The organism is Sphaerisporangium sp. NPDC051017 (assembly GCF_040683095.1).
Taxonomy (GTDB): Bacteria; Actinomycetota; Actinomycetes; order Streptosporangiales; family Streptosporangiaceae; genus Sphaerisporangium.
On record NZ_JBFBCI010000037.1, the window covers coordinates 30,223 to 46,578 of the forward strand.

At 70.0% G+C, this 16,356-nt stretch carries 9 protein-coding genes; 3 read left to right on the plus strand and 6 right to left on the minus strand.

Annotation, left to right across the window (positions count from 1 at the left end):
* The first annotated feature begins 96 nt into the window (after positions 1 to 96).
* Both pulA and AB0M95_RS25985 read left to right on the plus strand, forming a co-directional pair.
* Positions 97 to 5,940: a pullulanase-type alpha-1,6-glucosidase gene (pulA, locus tag AB0M95_RS25980; protein WP_363769543.1), complete on the plus strand. Its 5,844-nt coding sequence runs from the start codon at positions 97 to 99 to the stop codon at positions 5,938 to 5,940.
* A 90-nt stretch (positions 5,941 to 6,030) separates the two neighbouring features.
* Entirely contained in the window at positions 6,031 to 7,767 is a 1,737-nt protein-coding gene (locus AB0M95_RS25985) for a carbohydrate-binding module family 20 domain-containing protein (RefSeq protein WP_363769546.1), read from the plus strand.
* Between the two features lie 128 nt (positions 7,768 to 7,895).
* Here the strand turns inward: AB0M95_RS25985 and AB0M95_RS25990 are convergent, their stop codons facing one another.
* The gene (locus AB0M95_RS25990; RefSeq protein ID WP_363769549.1) at positions 7,896 to 8,522 is read right to left on the minus strand and encodes an ATP-binding protein; all 627 of its coding nucleotides are present in this window, start codon (positions 8,520 to 8,522) and stop codon (positions 7,896 to 7,898) included.
* Positions 8,523 to 8,742: 220 nt separating this feature from the next.
* Between AB0M95_RS25990 and AB0M95_RS25995 the strand changes: the two genes are divergently transcribed.
* Positions 8,743 to 10,122: a helix-turn-helix transcriptional regulator gene (locus AB0M95_RS25995; protein ID WP_363769552.1), complete on the plus strand. Its 1,380-nt coding sequence runs from the start codon at positions 8,743 to 8,745 to the stop codon at positions 10,120 to 10,122.
* Positions 10,123 to 10,140: 18 nt separating this feature from the next.
* Here AB0M95_RS25995 and AB0M95_RS26000 read toward each other — a convergent pair whose 3' ends face one another.
* The 5 genes from AB0M95_RS26000 to fxlM form a co-directional block, all read right to left on the minus strand.
* Positions 10,141 to 11,115, minus strand: coding sequence for a thiopeptide-type bacteriocin biosynthesis protein (locus AB0M95_RS26000; protein ID WP_363769555.1), 975 nt, complete (start codon positions 11,113 to 11,115; stop codon positions 10,141 to 10,143).
* 19 nt (positions 11,116 to 11,134) lie between these two features.
* Positions 11,135 to 11,635 (minus strand): hypothetical protein, encoded by a 501-nt coding sequence (locus tag AB0M95_RS26005; RefSeq protein WP_363769558.1) that lies wholly within the window; start codon positions 11,633 to 11,635, stop codon positions 11,135 to 11,137.
* Entirely contained in the window at positions 11,635 to 14,499 is a 2,865-nt protein-coding gene (locus AB0M95_RS26010; RefSeq protein ID WP_363769561.1) for a lantibiotic dehydratase, read from the minus strand. Before AB0M95_RS26010 ends, AB0M95_RS26005 begins: the two co-directional genes overlap by 1 nt.
* A 77-nt stretch (positions 14,500 to 14,576) precedes the next feature.
* Positions 14,577 to 14,711 (minus strand): hypothetical protein, encoded by a 135-nt coding sequence (locus AB0M95_RS26015; protein WP_363769564.1) that lies wholly within the window; start codon positions 14,709 to 14,711, stop codon positions 14,577 to 14,579.
* Positions 14,712 to 14,747: 36 nt separating this feature from the next.
* Complete coding sequence (gene fxlM, locus AB0M95_RS26020; RefSeq protein ID WP_363769567.1) at positions 14,748 to 15,971, minus strand: methyltransferase, FxLD system; 1,224 nt, start codon at positions 15,969 to 15,971, stop codon at positions 14,748 to 14,750.
* Between the last annotated feature and the right edge of the window lie 385 nt (positions 15,972 to 16,356).

Genomic DNA, 16,356 nt, shown 5'->3' on the forward strand with positions numbered 1-16,356 from the left:
TTTGCTGGAAATTTCAGTAAGGCATTGCATAGATCGGGGGTTGTGAGTAATTTCCGGGCAACACCCGTGAAATACACCAACCCGTGGAGGCCCCTGGTGGTCTGGCCACTCCCCCCACGGCTCGCGAGAAGGCCGTCCACGTCCGGGACCGGCCGCTTCGCGGCCGTGATTCTGCTCGGCGTGGCCCTGTGCGCGCCCCCTCTCGCCGCCGTCACCCCCCTCTCCCCTGCCTCCGCCGCGACGGCCCCGGCCTCCGCGACGTCCCCGCGGGCGGACGCGAAACCGCTGGTCTCGGCGCTCAGCCGCACGTCCGAGCCGTCCGACGGGGACCTCGCCCGCGACTCGGCCCGCGCCGACCTGACGCGCGAGCGCTTCTACTTCGCGATGACCGACCGCTTCTCCAACGGCGACCCCGGCAACGACCGGGGCGGCCTGTCCGGCGACCGGCTCGCCACCGGCTTCGACCCCACCGACAAGGGCTTCTACCAGGGCGGTGACCTCGCCGGGCTCCTCGGCAAGCTGGACTACATCAAGGGCCTCGGCAGCACGGCCATCTGGCTGACGCCCGCGTTCAAGAACCGCCCCGTGCAGGGCTCCGGGGCCGACGTATCCGCCGGGTACCACGGCTACTGGATCACCGACTTCACCTCTATCGACCCGCACCTCGGCACGAACGCGCAGATGAAGCAGCTCGTCCGCGAGGCGCACAAGCGCGGGATGAAGGTCTTCTTCGACATCATCACCAACCACACCGCCGACGTCGTGGACTACAAGGAGAAGACCTACTCCTACCGGTCCAAGGGCGCGTACCCGTACGTCGACGTCGACGGCAGGCCCTTCGACGACCGCGCCTACGCGAGCGGGGACGCCTTCCCCAAGGTCGACGCCGAGTCGTTCCCGTACACGCCGGTGGCCGCCAAGGGCGTCAAGACGCCGGCCTGGCTGAACGACCCGACGATGTACCACAACCGGGGCGACTCCAGCTTCAGCGGCGGCGAGAACGACGAGTACGGCGACTTCTCGGGCCTGGACGACCTGTGGACCGAGCGTCCCGAGGTCGTCAAGGGCATGATCGACATCTACAAGACGTGGGTCCGCGAAACCGGCATCGACGGGTTCAGGATCGACACGGCCAAACACGTCAACATGGAGTTCTGGCAGCGGTTCAGCCCGGCGCTGCACGGCTACGCGGCCAGGCTCGGCAACGAGCGGTTCTTCATGTTCGGCGAGGTCTACTCCGGGGACCCGTCCCTGACCAGCCGGTACTCCACGCGCGGCGGCATGGACGCCACGCTGGACTTCCCGTTCCAGGAGGCGGCGCGGTCGTTCGGCGGCGGCACGGCGGGCGCGTCCAGGCTCGCCCAGCTGTACGCCGGGGACGACTACCACACCAGCGCCGAGGACAACGCGTACTCGCTGCCCACCTTCCTCGGCAACCACGACATGGGCCGCATCGGCAGGTTCGTGTCACAGGACAACCCGGGTGCCTCGGACGCCGAGCTGCTGCGGCGCGACCTGCTCGCCCACGAGCTGATGTACCTCACGCGCGGCCAGCCGGTGGTCTACTACGGCGACGAGCAGGGCTTCACCGGCAAGGGCGGCGACAAGGACGCCCGCCAGACCATGTTCGCGTCCAGGACGCAGAGCTACCTGACCGACGACCTGATCGGCACGACGGCCACCCACGCGCAGGACAACTTCGTCACCACCCACCCGCTGTACCAGGGCATTTCGGCACTGGCGAAGCTGCGCGACGCCCACCCGGCGCTGGCGGACGGCGCGCAGGTCGAGCGCCTGGCCAAGGACGGCCTGTACGCGTTCAGCCGTATCGGCGCCAAGGAGCGGGTCGAGTACGTCGTCGCGGTGAACAACGCCGAGACTGCGGCGACCGCGGCCGTCCCGACGTACTCCTCCGGCATGGCCTTCGCCAAGGTGTACGGCGACGCCGCCGCGGCCGTGACCTCGGCGGCCGACCGCACGCTCACGGTGAGCGTGCCGCCGCTGTCGGCCGTGGTCTACCGCGCCTCGTCCAAGATCGCGGCACCCGCGGCGGCGCCCGCCGTCTCGATCGCGCTGCCCGGCGCGGAGGTGAGGGGAACGGCCGCCGACCCGCGGATCCCGGTCGCGGCGACCGTGCCCGGCGCGGGCTTCGACCAGGTCACCTTCGCCGCCAAGGTCGGCGACGGCGGGTGGAAGGTGCTCGGCACCGACGACGCGCCCACCGGCGCGAACCGGACGTTCCGCGTGTTCCACGACCTCACCGGCCTCGCCGCCGGGACGCGGATCACCTACAAGGCGGTCGTCAAGGACTCCGCGGGCCACCTGGCCTCCGCTGCCGAGACGGTCACCGTCGCGGCGCCGCCCGCCCCCGAGGACCCGGGCGCGGTGAAGCGCGACTGGCTGGTCGTCCACTACAAGCGCGCCGACTACGACGGCTGGGGCCTGCACGTGTGGGGCGACGTCGAGCGGCCCACCGACTGGGGCTCGCCGCTGCCGCTCACCGGCGAGGACGCCTACGGCCGGTTCGCCTGGATCAAGCTCAAGCCCGGCGCGGCGAGCGTCGGGATCATCACCCACAAGGGGGACGAGAAGGACGGCGGCGACCGCCTGGTCAACCCCCAGCGGACCGGCGAGATCTGGCTGTCCGAGGGCAAGCCGGACGTGTACCCCTCGCGCGCGGCGGCCCAGGGCTACGCGACCGTCCACTACCACCGCCCGGACGGCAACTATGACGGCTGGGGCCTGCACCTGTGGGGCGACGCCCTGGCCGACGGCGCGGGCACCGACTGGGCGACCCCCCGCCCGCCGGACGGCGCCGACTCCTACGGCGCGTTCTGGAAGATCCCGCTCAAGGACGCGGCCGTCCCGCTGAACTACATCGCGCACAAGGGCGACACCAAGGACCCCGGCCCCGACCAGTCGTTCATCCCGGCGGCGCGGCCCGACGTGTACGTGAACTCGGGCGACTCGCGGATCTTCCCGACCCGGGCCGCGGCCGAGAACGTCGCGATCCTGCATTACCACCGCCCGGACGGGAACTACGAGGGCTGGGGACTGCACGTCTGGACCGGCGCGGCCACCCCGACCGAGTGGGCGGCGCCCCTGCGGCCGGCGGGCCAGGACGGTTTCGGCGTGTACTTCCGGGTGCCGCTGGCGGAGGGGGCGACCGGCCTGAGCTACATCATCCACAAGGGCGACGAGAAGGACCTGCCGTCCGACCAGTCGCTCGACCTGACCACGACCGGCCACGAGGCCTGGCGCCTGGCCGCCACCGAGGGGTACCTGCTGCCGCAGCCCCCGGCGCGAGGCGCGGACGCCGACCTGTCCAAGGCGCGGGCGCACTGGATCGACCGCGACACCGTGGCCTGGGACGTCACGCCCTCGGCGGCGCTGCACTACGCGCTGGCGTTCTCCGGGAAGGGCGACCTCGCGTACGAGAAGGGCGACCTGACCGGGGACGTCCATCTGATCCGGCTGCTGCCGGGCGGCGGGCTGACCGACGCGCAGAAGGCCAAGTGGCCCCACCTGGCCTCGTCCGCCGCGCTCAAGGTGGACCCGCGCGACGCCGACCTGGTCAGGACGGCGCTGCGCGGCCAGGTGGTCGCGGTCGAGCGGGACGCGGCGGGCGCGCTGCTCACGGCGACCGGCGTGCAGATCCCCGGCGTGCTGGACGACGTGTACGCCAAGGCGGCCTCGGCCGAACTCGGCCCCGTATGGCCGTCGTCCTCCCCGGCGATCTCGGTCTGGGCGCCGACCGCGCGGACGGTGGAGCTGGCCCTCTACGACGGCCCGTCCGGCGCCGCGCGGACCGTCCACCCGATGCGGCGCGACGACGCGACCGGCGTGTGGTCGGTGCGCGGCACGCCCGCCTGGAAGGGCCGCTACTACACCTTCCTCGTCACGGTGTTCGCGCCGGCCGCCGGGAAGGTCGTGACCAACGAGGTGACCGACCCCTACAGCGTGTCGCTCGCGGCCGACTCCGTGCGCAGCCACCTCGTGGACCTGTCGGACCGCGATCTGCGGCCGGCGGGGTGGACGTCCCTGCGCAAGCCCCGGGCCGTGCCCCCGGAGCGGGCGTCGATCTACGAGCTGCACGTGCGCGACTTCTCCGCCTCGGACGCGTCCGTCCCTGCCGCCGAGCGGGGGACGTACAAGGCGTTCACCCGCGAGTCGGCGGGCATGCGCGAACTGCGGTCGCTGGCCGCCGACGGGCTGACGCACGTGCACCTGCTGCCGGCCTTCGACATCGGCAGCGTCCCCGAGCGCAGGGCCGACCGCACCGAGCCGTCGTGCGACCTGGCCGCGATGCCCGCCGACTCCGAGGAGCAGCAGGCCTGCGTGGCGAAGACCGCCGCCAAGGACTCCTTCAACTGGGGGTACGACCCCGTGCACCACACCGTGCCCGAGGGGTCGTACGCGACCGACCCCGACGGGTCGCGGCGGGTGGAGGAGTTCCGGTCGATGGTGGCCGGGCTGAACGGTGCCGGGCTGCGCGTGGTCATGGACGTCGTCTACAACCACACCTTCGCCTCCGGGCAGGACCCGAAGTCGGTGCTCGACCGGATCGTCCCCGGCTACTACCACCGGCTGCTGGACGACGGCGCGGTGGCGACGTCGACCTGCTGCGCGAACACCGCGCCCGAGCACGCCATGATGGGCAGGCTCGTCGTCGACTCCATCGTCACGTGGGCGAAGCAGTACAAGGTGGACGGGTTCCGCTTCGACCTGATGGGCCACCACCCGAAGGCGAACATCCTGGCCGTGCGGGCCGCCCTCGACAAGCTGACCCTCGCCCGCGACGGCGTGGACGGCAAGTCGATCATCCTGTACGGCGAGGGGTGGAACTTCGGCGAGGTCGCGAACGACGCCCGCTTCGTCCAGGCCACCCAGGCCAACATGGCGGGCACCGGCGTCGGCACCTTCAACGACCGGCTGCGCGACGCCGTGCGCGGCGGCGGCCCGTTCGACGCCGACCCGCGCGTGCAGGGCTTCGGCTCGGGCCTGGCCGACGCCCCGAACGGCTCGCCCGCAGGCGGCACCGCCGAGCAGCAGCGGGCCCGCCTGCTCCACTACCAGGACCTGATCAAGGTGGGACTGGCCGGCAACCTGCGCGACTACCGGTTCACGGCGTCCTCGGGCTCGGAGGTGAAGGGCTCGGAGGTCGACTACAACGGCTCGCCGGCCGGGTACACCGCCGCGCCAGGCGAGGCCGTGACCTACGCCGACGCCCACGACAACGAGACGCTGTTCGACGCGCTGGCGTACAAGCTGCCGAAGGACACGGCGATGGCCGACCGCGTGCGCATGCAGTCGCTGTCGCTGGCCTCCGTCCTGCTGTCCCAGGGCACCGCGTTCCTGCACGCCGGCAGTGAGCGGCTGCGGTCGAAGTCGCTGGACCGCAACTCCTACGACTCCGGCGACTGGTTCAACCGGCTGCTGTGGGACTGCGCGGCGGGCAACGGCTTCGGCGCCGGGCTCCCACCGGCGGCCGACAACGGCTCCAAGTGGGCGTACGCCAAGCCGCTGCTCGCCGACCCGGCGCTCAAGCCCGGCTGCGCGGACATCGGCGCGGCCCGGGGCCGGGCGGGCGAGCTGCTGAAGATCCGTTCGTCGTCGCCCGCCTTCTCGCTCGGCTCCCTGGCCGAGGTGCAGAAGCGGCTGTCGTTCCCCACGAGCGGCGCGGGCGAGACGCCCGGCGTCCTGACCATGCACCTGGACTCCTCGGGCGTCGACCCGCGCTGGAAGTCGATCACCGTCGTGTTCAACGCGACCCCGCGGCAGCAGACCCAGACGGTGCCCGCGCTCGCGGGCGCCCAGGTGACGCTGCACCCCGTCCAGGCGGCCGGTGGCGACCCGGTCGTCAAGCGGTCCGCCTTCGACTCCCCGACCGGGACGCTGACCGTCCCCGCCCGCACGGTGGCGGTCTTCGTCCGCTCGTAGCCTCTCCTCCAGGGAGGCACGCCGGGCCGGGCGCCACGAGCACCCGGCCCGGGCCCAGGGATCGCATCCATCCGAACCGGAGGCACCCCCATGAGATCCCGCACATCCCGCCCCCCGCTCGCCCTCGCCACCGTCCTCTCCTGCCTGCTCGCGCTGCTCGCCGTCCCGCTGGCGGCCTCCCCCGCGCAGGCCGCCCCGCCGGGCTCCAAGGACGTGATCGCCAACCTCTTCACCTGGACCTGGGACTCGGTGTCGGCCGAGTGCACCAACGTCCTCGGCCCGGCCGGGTACGGCGGCGTGCAGGTCTCGCCGCCGCAGGACTCGCTGAAGCGGTCCGGCGTCCACTCCTGGTGGGAGCTCTACCAGCCCGCCGCCTACGACATCGCCGGCCGCCTCGGCAACCGGGCCCGCTTCCAGGCGATGGTGCAGTCCTGCCACGCCGCCGGGGTCAAGGTGTACGCCGACGCCGTCATCAACCACATGACCGGCCAGGGCGCGACGTCCTACGGCGGCAAGAGCTTCAGCAAGTACACCTACCCCGGCACGTACTCATCCGCCGACTTCCACTACTACCCGGCCGCCTGCGGCAACTCCGACAACACCATCCACGACGCCGACTACGCGGGCAGCGCCGGCAACGTCCAGCGCTGCGAGCTGGTCGGGCTCGCCGACCTGGACACCGGCGCGAGCTACGTGCGCTCCCGCATCGCCGCCTACCTCAACGACCTGATCTCGCTCGGCGTGGACGGGTTCCGCGTGGACGCGGTCAAGCACATGAGCCCCGCGGACCTGTCGGCGATCTACGCCCAGCTCAACGGGTCGCCGTACATCTTCCAGGAGGTGATCTACGGCGCCGGGGAGGCCGTGCAGCCGAGCCAGTACACCGGCCTCGGCGACGTGATGGACTTCCAGTACGGGCGGTACCTGAAGCAGAAGTTCGAGGGCGACATCTCCGAGCTGCAGACCTTCGGCGCCTCGTGGGGCGGAATGCAGCCGAGCGCCAAGGCCGTCACCTTCGTCACCAACCACGACACCGAGCGCGACGGCTCGACCCTCACCTACAAGAGCGGCGCGACCTACACCCTGGCCAACATCTTCCAGCTCGCCTGGAACCACGGGACGCCGCAGATCTACGACGGCTTCACCTTCACCGACAACGACGCCTCCCCGCCCTCGGACGGCAACGGCTACGTGACCGCCGCGAACTGCTCCGGCTGGACCTGCCTGCACCGCGACTCCGCGATCAGCGGCATGGTGGGCTTCCACAACGCGGTCAGGGGCACGTCCGTGGCCAACTGGAGCGCGCCGAGCTCCAGCGTGATCGCCTTCAGCCGGGGTTCCACGGGGTGGGTGGCCATCAACAACGGCAACGGCTCCTACACCGGCACGTTCGCCACCGGCCTGGCCGCGGGGACGTACGCCAACCTGACCGGCGGCGGCACCGTGACCGTCGGGTCGGGCGGCACGGCGACCGTGACCGTCCCGCCCAAGGCGGCCGTCGCCATCCGCGTCGGCGGCACGCCGCCCCCGTCCACGTCGATCGCGACGTCCTTCAACGCCGACGTGACCACCGTCTGGGGGCAGAACGTCTTCGTCGTCGGCAACGTGCCCGAGCTGGGGTCCTGGGCTCCCGCGAGCGCCGTGCCGCTGTCGTCGGCGACGTACCCGATCTGGCGGGCCACGGTGAACCTGCCGGCGAACACCGCGATCCAGTACAAGTACATCAAGAAGAACCCCGACGGCTCGGTCACCTGGGAAAGCGACCCCAACCGCGCCTTCACCACCCCCTCCACCGGCACCACGACCAGAAACGACACCTGGCGCTGAACCCCTGAAGTGAACGCCCCGGCCGGACCGGCGGGATGTGAGCGTCCCACGCACCGCACACGACCCGCCGGTCCAGCCTCGTCCAGCACCGTCGTCGCCGTCTCCGCAGAGCACCGCGCAGAGCGTCGTCAGAGATGACAGGTGAACGACGCGTCAACGAGGTGCGGGAGAAAGAGATCCTCGCCTGGACGGGCCGGAAGGCCGAAGGCGACCGCCTTGCCGGAGACACCGGTGATGACGGTCCGGGTGGCGTAGACACGGCACCGGCCACCGGACAGTTGGTGAGCGAGCAACAGCCCCCGGCCGTTCTCGGAGAACGTGTCCACCTCCTCCGCCCCTGCGGACTCGAATCCCACCCGCTCCGGCCGCGAGGACTCGACTTCCAGCACTTCGGCCGCGTCCAAGGGGAGGCGGAGACACACCCCGGCGCGCAGCCGATCCAGAGTCCTGGACACCCCGTCAAGCTCCGGATCGCCGTCCACGACCTCACACCAGACCGGGACGAGCCCGAGACTGAGGACGCGCAGCTCGTACGGCTGCCGCGCGTGCCTCTCGCAGTTGGCCGCCAGCTCGGCGACGACGATCTCGGCATCCTCAATGGAGCCGTCCTCCACCCCGGCGGACTGGAGCATCTCCCTGACCACGGCCCGCGCCGTCCGCGCCGCCGCCCCTGGTGGAAGGATCCTGACCACCACCCGCAGATCGTCCTGATCCGTGTAGCCGGTTTCGGCCCGGCCCGCCTCGGCTGGTCGCATGCGCACGCTCCATTCACGTCTCGGTGACTCGCGCACAGCAGGAAACGTCACAGGGCCATGACGGCAAAGGCCGATTCCAGCCTCTTTCCCCCATGCCGCAGCCGTTGCCGATCTGGTGTCGTTTTCCGGACATTCACCGAGACCGAATGGTGCCACCAAGAAGATCTCATGACAATGAGTAGCGGTTCGATTACCGATGGCGAAACACGGGGGTGCGACGATGACCAAGCAACGTCGTTACGCGAGCCGTCCGGGCCTGGTCCGGGCGCGCAGGCGGCTCGGCCTGAGCCAGGAAGAGGCGGCAGCGGCGATAGGTGTGACGCCAAGGACGTGGGGACGCTGGGAGCGCGGCGACCAGGGAATGCGCCCGGTGTACCGCTCCCGGCTGGCCGCGCTGTTCAACGTGGACCCGGCCGAGGTGGAGCGATGGGTGGAAGGCGAAGCCCTCACCCCCGCCACCAAACTGTCCCCGATGACGGACTTCGGCCGGGGATCGCCTGCCGCTACGGTGAGGACGGCCGAGCATCTGTGGAGGTGCGACATGGATCTTTCCCGGCGGCACATCCTCGCGGCTCTGCCGTTCGCCCCAGCGGCCTTCGGTGAGTGGCTGTCGGCGTGGACGTACGACACGCGCGTCGTGTCGGCCGCCCATGCCGGGCCCGGGCAGGCAGTCGGCCTCGCCGATGTCACCCGCATCGAGGAAGCCCGGCAGGCGTTAACGCAGATGGACCACCGGTACGGCTCGGGGCTGGTGCGCCCCGCCGTCGTCGACTACCTGAACACCAAGGTCGCGCCTCTGCTGGGCGGACGTTACGACGATCACACCGGCGCCCGACTCATGACGGCGGCCGCAGGGATGACCGCCTTCGCGGGCTGGACGGCCTTCGACCTGGGCCGCCAAGGGCAGGCGCAGTACTACTACGGCCAAGCTCTGCACCTGGCCAGAGCCGCGAACGACTCCCTGACGGCGGCCTGGGTGTTTTCCACCATGGCGTTCCAGGCCATCCATCTGGAGCAGCCCCGGTGGGCGATCAGGTTGTCCCGCGCCTCGGTCGACGCCGCCCGGAGAGCCCAGGCGTCGCCCCGCGTCATGGCCCGCCTCTACAGCAGAGAAGCATGGGCGACGGCGTTGCAGGTGAAGCTCGCCGAGACCCCTGACGGTCAGAGCATCAAGCGCGTCCATCACCTGTTGAGCGAGGTCGAGCAGCAGTACGCCCGAGGGACCACCCATCGCGACCCGTCGTGGGTCGAGTGGTTCGAGGCGACAGAGCCGGTAGCCGAGGCGGGCATAGCGTGGAACCTGATCGGCGAGCACCAGCGGGGAGCCGCCTGCGCGGAGGCCGTACTCAAGGAGTACACCGAGCGCCGCAACCGATCCGCCCAGCTCAGCCGCGTCAGCGCGGCGGAGGCGTACTTGGGGATGGGCGAACTGGAGCAGGCCCTGGACTCGGCCGGGAAATCGCTCTCCATGGCGAAGACCTTGACCTCAAGCCGCTCCCTCGAACGCCTCTACCGCTTCGACAAACACCTCACCCCGTACGCGAATACCATCCACGTCCGCGAATTCCGCGCCCACCTGACCCAAACCCTCACCGCCTGAACATCGCCCAGGAGCCAATCAGGAAGGAGGTGCCGGCGGAACAGCCCCAAGAAGCCGCCGAAGGATTAGAAGAAGTGGATTGGGAACGCTCCGCCACGCTGCTCGCCGATGAGGTGCATCGTCCCACGCCACCATGTCGTGGGCCGGTCCTGACCACTCCGCGTCATCTGCTGGCGCCCCGGTAGTGGTGAACATTTGACGGCGTTCGTGGAAGATCACGTTGATGGCGAGGGCGGCGAGGGTCGCTTGGTCGATGCCGGTGAGTCCGGCGCGGTTGAAGTGGAAGATCAGGTGGTGGGCGAGGACGGCTCGCAGCCCGCGTTCGAGTTGTCCAGTGTCATTGAGGCGGGCGAGCGTTCGTCCAGTCTGTTCGAATGCGGTGATCCACTCCTGGTGGCAGGACAAGGGGCCATCCTGCGCGAGGTCGCACAGCCCGTGGGCGTCGGCGGTCAGAAGGGTCCGGGTCGCGTCGTGAAGGTCTCGGGCTTTGCCCGTGTCGGCGGGGATTGCCGGCTGGTGGGTAGCGCGGAGGTCGATGACTCTGGACCAGACGTCGCCTTGTTCGAACCAGTCCAGTCCTGCTCCGCGCAGGAGCGCGCTGCACAGCAGCACGGATGTTTCCCGTTGCCCGAGCGGCCGGTCGGTGGCGAGCCGTCGCAGCAGGTGCTGGCTGTCTGCGTGAAAGAACTCGCACGCTGCGGACAGACCGGAGGGGCCGCCGAACGCGAGGGGTTCGAATTCGCAGACCACCGAGGTCCATGTCACCGACCTGTCAGCGTCGGTGAGCATCCGGATGATGGTGTCAGCGGCTTCCGGGCTGGTGGGCAGCCAGCGGAACCGCCATTGCTGTTTGCGGAGGAAGAACCAGGCGGTGAGGAGGCCGTGGTCTTCGGCGTCGATCAGGGCGGGGCCGATCCGGGTGATGAACGTGTGTTCGGCGTTGCGTCGGTCGGTGAACGCGGCGTTGGTCTGCCGCCAGCGGGAGGGCTGCACGGAAAGGGATCTTCCTTGGTCAGCGGAGCAGGAGGCATGCGTCCCAAGCCGTCGCCGATGGCGTGTCGCTCGCGAGGTCGTGGAGGGCGAGGGCGTATCCGGCTCGCCCGGTGAGAAATCCTGGTGCGTCGGCCGCGGGCTGCCGGTTGAGGAGTAGTTCGGTGATGTGGTGGAGCGGCAGGTCCTGGGGGTGGAGAGCGTCAAAGGCGAAGGCGGTCACGGTCATGTACAGGCCCGCGGAGCCGTGGCAGAGGCCGGAGTCGATGATTCGCTGGAGTTGGCAGGGGTCGTTCAGGCAGCCGGTCATCGCGGCTTCGGCGGTGTCGCTGGCCGCCTTGGCGAGCCAGGCGTGGGCGTGATCCCATGTGGAGACGCCCGTGCGGGCGCGTTCGACGTGGAGCAGCGCGATCCCGGCGGCGCCCCCGCTGAGGGACTGCGCCGATCCCCGAGTCGGGAGCGGCGGGAGGAGCTGCTGGGCGATGCTGTCGGCGCGGACCCTGGCTCGATTCGCCCTGCCCATCACACGCTCCTGGTGGCTCGGGCGAGCCGGGTTTGGGCGGCAGCCCTGGCCAGCCGCAGACAGGTCTTCTCCGACGCCCCGTCAAGCCCGATCATGCGGACATGGTGCAGGTGCACCAGGTCGATCATGTGAGCGTCCACGTCGGACGGGTCGCAGAACAGGCGGTAGGCGGCCAGTGTTTCCTGGCGGCGTTCCAGCAGGCCGGGAGACAGTTCGACTGGATACTGTGTCTCCTTGACGGTTTGTCGGTCCAGGGGTGGACCTCCACCGTGGGTGAGGTGCTCCACGAGCCAGGCGGGTCCCTGGTCGCCGAGGAACCCTTCCGCGAGGCTGAGGATGCCGACGGCGGTCGCGGCTTGGGGGTGCATGGTGGTGTTGAGTTGCGCGACCGCCACCGCGGAGTCCGCGGCGAACACGGCTTCGGCCGCAGCGAGAGCCTCGCCGGTGCCGAACCGGCCGACCTCGGGCCGGTATGTGTCCAAGACGACGTCCCGGACCAGGCCCGCCTTTTGAGCGGTGTGCGCCCACTGGCCGACCGCCCTCGCGGCGGGCCCGTACCGGTCGGTGTGGTGCAAAGGTATCCTCACGCGCAGGTGCGGGACGGGGTCGTTGTACCGGATGAACCACCAGTCGCCGGGACCGTGCCACCAGCCGTCGAGCAGGTCGTGCAGCTGGTTGAGGAGGTCATTCTGCCGTCCTGGATGCCCGTACAGTTTCGCGTGCAGCCAGGACGAGAACCCTGGCAGGTGGCCCGGGCCATGGTGGAGGCGCTCGGGCCGGAAGGTACGCGCCAAGGGCGTGGGTGGGGCAGTGGAGGCGAGCGGCACGACAATCTCATGGGGGCGGCCCGCGATCCAGCCGTCGTCAGCCAGGTCCTCGGCCACCGTCGCAGCCCCGGTCCGGTCCAGGTGACGGCGCAGAAGTTGGAGGTGAGAGCGGTCGGTCAGGTCCAGGCTGATCAGAACGTCATCGTCACCGAACCGCACCCGATCCGGGACGCGCCGGGCACGCCGATAGCCGTCGAACGCCTCCGCCCACGCCTCGTGGGCGGAGGCGGTGGCGGGCAGGGCTTTGGCGGTAAGGGTCCAACGGGCCGAGGCCAAGACGCTGCGGCCGTGGCGGACACGCGGCAGGAACGCGAACGTCTCAGCGACCGAGCCCCAGTAGAACGGGGTGCACGGGGCGGAGGTCCCGGTGCTGACTTCGAGAAGGAACCGGGCGAGCGGATGCACGCCGCGCCTCAGGTCGACCGCGTTCAACATCAGCGGCTCGACCGCCCGTCCCCGCGACAGCGACATCAGGGTAAGCCGGTGGATGTCGGCGGTGACCGCCAGATCGTCCACGTCCACCGCAGTGTCTCTCGGGTGGCGGTGCTCACCCACGGACAGAATGGGCAGGATCTCGGGCACTCTGGTCAGCCCGTCGCCGCGCGCCCACAGAATGGGCGTGGCCAACTGGACGGCCAGCGCACCGACCGTCGCGGTGGGGAGCGCCCGGTATGCCTCGCCGATGCGTTCCTGGTGCCGCTCGTCCAGGAGGTGCAGGAACCGGCCGACGGAGGTCCCGGCGTGGCGGGACGCGCACTTGACGGTGAGGATGAAGTCGCCGCGGTCCACCGCGGCCGGGGTGGGAGCGGCGATCGTCACTCGCAGTTCGGTGTGGGGGAAGTATCCGGCGGCGGGAGTTGTCTCCAGGTCGGCCAGCAGCTCCTCATCGAGGAGGAGTTCGGTGCGGCCGTCCAGGGCGGCCTGCTGGGCGAGGGCGGCCAGCGTGAGGTCTCTGCTGGTCGTGGGCCGGTGGTCAGTGAAAATCGAGCCGCGATACCCAGCTGGGTAGCCCAAACCGCGGTCCGGGTCCACCAGGTCCCGGACGGCGACCACGGCGCCGGGACCGTACCGGTCGGTGAACGCGGCGTGGTAGGCGGCCCATACGGGTCGTGGAGGGGCGATCCGCGCCAGCAGCGCCGCGGTCTTCTCCACCTCGGCGATCACCGTGGGCGGCAGGCCGACCTTGCAGTCAAGCAGCACCCCGGTCTCGGTGTGGCCGGGGGGCAGGGCGGGAACGGCGGCGTCCAGGCCCTCCCGTTGCGCGGCGATATAGGCGATATAGGAGCGCGGGTCGGTGACGGTCACCGAGGGCCGGACGCTAGTCAGGAGGATCCGGCGCCGCACCAGCTCCGTCAGCATCTCCTCGATGACCGTGACCGGGGTCTGCGGAGCTTCGGCGGCGAGTTTGGCCATCAAGTCGGCCAGGACGATCGGGGTCCGGGCTTCCTGCATCACCATGCGGACCGCCGCGGTGTTCCGCACCGACACCTCCGACACGGTGGTGTCGGAGGTGGGCTGGCAGGGAAGCACCCAGTCCCCGCCGCGAGCGAACCCCACGTTGTTGGCCATGACCGAGAGCTGCCGGAGCAGATCCGGTTGCGCTTCCAGGGCGCTGATCGCCTCCGCGAGCCAGGACGAGGCCGCACGCCGCACGACCGTGTGCCGGTGCCCGAACCACACCGACGCACTGTCGGCTTGTTCGACGAGTGCGACCCCGGCGAACAGGCCGAACGGGGTGGCACGGCTCGTCCACCGCAGCAGATAACGCATCAGCGACGCAGCGGCGCTGCGCGCCCGGACCAGCTGGAACGCCCCAGGGTTCGCCGACAGGGCGGTGAGTGCTTCGGCCAGGGCAGGGCTCGAGACGTTGACGGCCTCCGCGACCGAAGGAAGGGGCCACACCTCGCGGACCCAGTCCGCCAGCACGGACACGTCATCGGAGTCGAGGTCGGGCCAGGGCGGCAGGACCAGGCCGTCCGGAACGGTCGACGCCCGGATGATCACGCCGTCTAGGGCCCGGAAACCCGGCTGATGCATGGACGATCCTCCGCTCGTAGGGGGCGTGTGCCCGGCCGGAACGCAACCGCTCCGGCCGGGGCAACATCCGACGGGGTTCAGCAGTTGGCGATGCCGGCGCTGCCCGGAGTGTCCGTGCAGTTGTCGCTGGTGCATTCCTCGGTATCCACCAGCGCCGTCGCGGGTCCGGCCGCCACAACCCGGACGTTGAGCGTGAAGTCGGCCTGTTCCATCACTGACTCCATTCCATTCGAAAAAAGGGGGTGGTGCTACCTGGCCGACGGCCAGGAGATCACGAGTCGGGAATGCCGTTTGTCCAGCACGTACCCGTCGGGAAGGTCAGCGTCCGGGGTGCCCGCAGGGCGGACCGACAGGCGTGGGGCCGGACGCCCGGCCCGGTCCCACGCGGCGATCTGATCGGCCAGCAACTGCGCAGTCTCCTGCGCCCTCGGGCCGTGCGCGAATGCGCCGAACTCGTACACCTCGTCGTTGACCTTGCGGGGTTTGGGGCGGTAGGTGAGGTTCGGGCCGTCCACAAACGCGGGTGTGCCGAACTGCCAGGGCAGGGCCACAACACCATCGTCGATCGCTTGCTGAGAGCAGGTGATCAGGCAGAAGCCGGGCATCGTCGTGGCAAGCCACAGGTCCTGATCGGAGAACACCACGCCCGCGCCGACTGTGATCCCGGTCCACGTCTCCACTCGCGCCAGGTCCAGGACGCCAGCCAGCTCTGCGGTGTCGATGCCGTCCCGCTCATCCAGCCATAGACCCACCCGGGGATCGTCCAGGAGCGGAATCCCGGTCCCGCGGTGCTCTCCGGCTCCCCGCATCGGCACGAAACCACACATCTTATGGTCCCGGCTCACCAGGTGGCCGTCCCGCTGCTCCAGCAGCCAGGACCGGGTCATGCCCTTGAAGCGGACCGGGACGACGAGCCTGCCGCCTTCGGCGAGCTGCTCCGCCCAGGCCGGGGGGATGTCCCACGATCCGACCGTCACGATGATCGCATCGAATGTCCGGCCGCCGTCGAGGACGAATTCGGCGTCCGCGCAGACCACCTCAACATCGTCATAGCCCGCCCTGGCCAGGCACCGCACCGCCCTGGCGGTGATCTCAGGATCGATGTCGACGCTGGTCACCGACCCCGACGGGCCGACAATCTCGCGAATCAAGGCCGCGTTGTAGCCGCCGCTGCCTATCTCCATGACCCGGTCGCCAGGCTTCAGCTCGGCCTGGCCGATCATCACCGACTGGAGCCAGGGCGCCGACACCGAACTTGTGGAGATACCCCGCTCATCGCGTTTGGTAATGATCGCTGTATCTTCGTAGGCCGTCTTCAGGTCCGCGTCGTCCTCGGTGAACAGGTGACGCGGCACCGTCAGCAACGCCCGCGCGATGTCGGCATCCAATACCATGCCGATCTTCTCGTGCCGCTCCGCGATCCCTTCGACCATCGCGGCGCGCAGTTCGTCGGTGCTCATCGTGTCCAACATGGGTGCCTTCTTTCTGATGGAGTCCTCGCCCTCAGCGGGTTCAGCTGATGGGGCGCCCGACGGGCGCTGCCGATCAGCCCGCTGGGAGAAGGAGTAACCACGGCGGGTCGTAGGCCGCCTCAAGTTGCTCCAGATGTTCCCGTCCAAGGGCCGGATCGGTGAGCGGATGAAGCCTTCCACGACCTGGTGGTGATCGCAGGCGAAGCTCCTATCCGACGTCACGATCTTCCCGAAGACCTCCCTCGGGGCAATCTGCCGAACGGCTCGGAGTTTCTACGCTCCGAGCTCGATCGCCAACTGAAGAATCGTCTGCCCTATCCCGCGCTGCGGGCAGTTAGTCTCGGTCCGCATCCCTCAAGGTGAGGGGTGCGTAGCTGGACCCTCG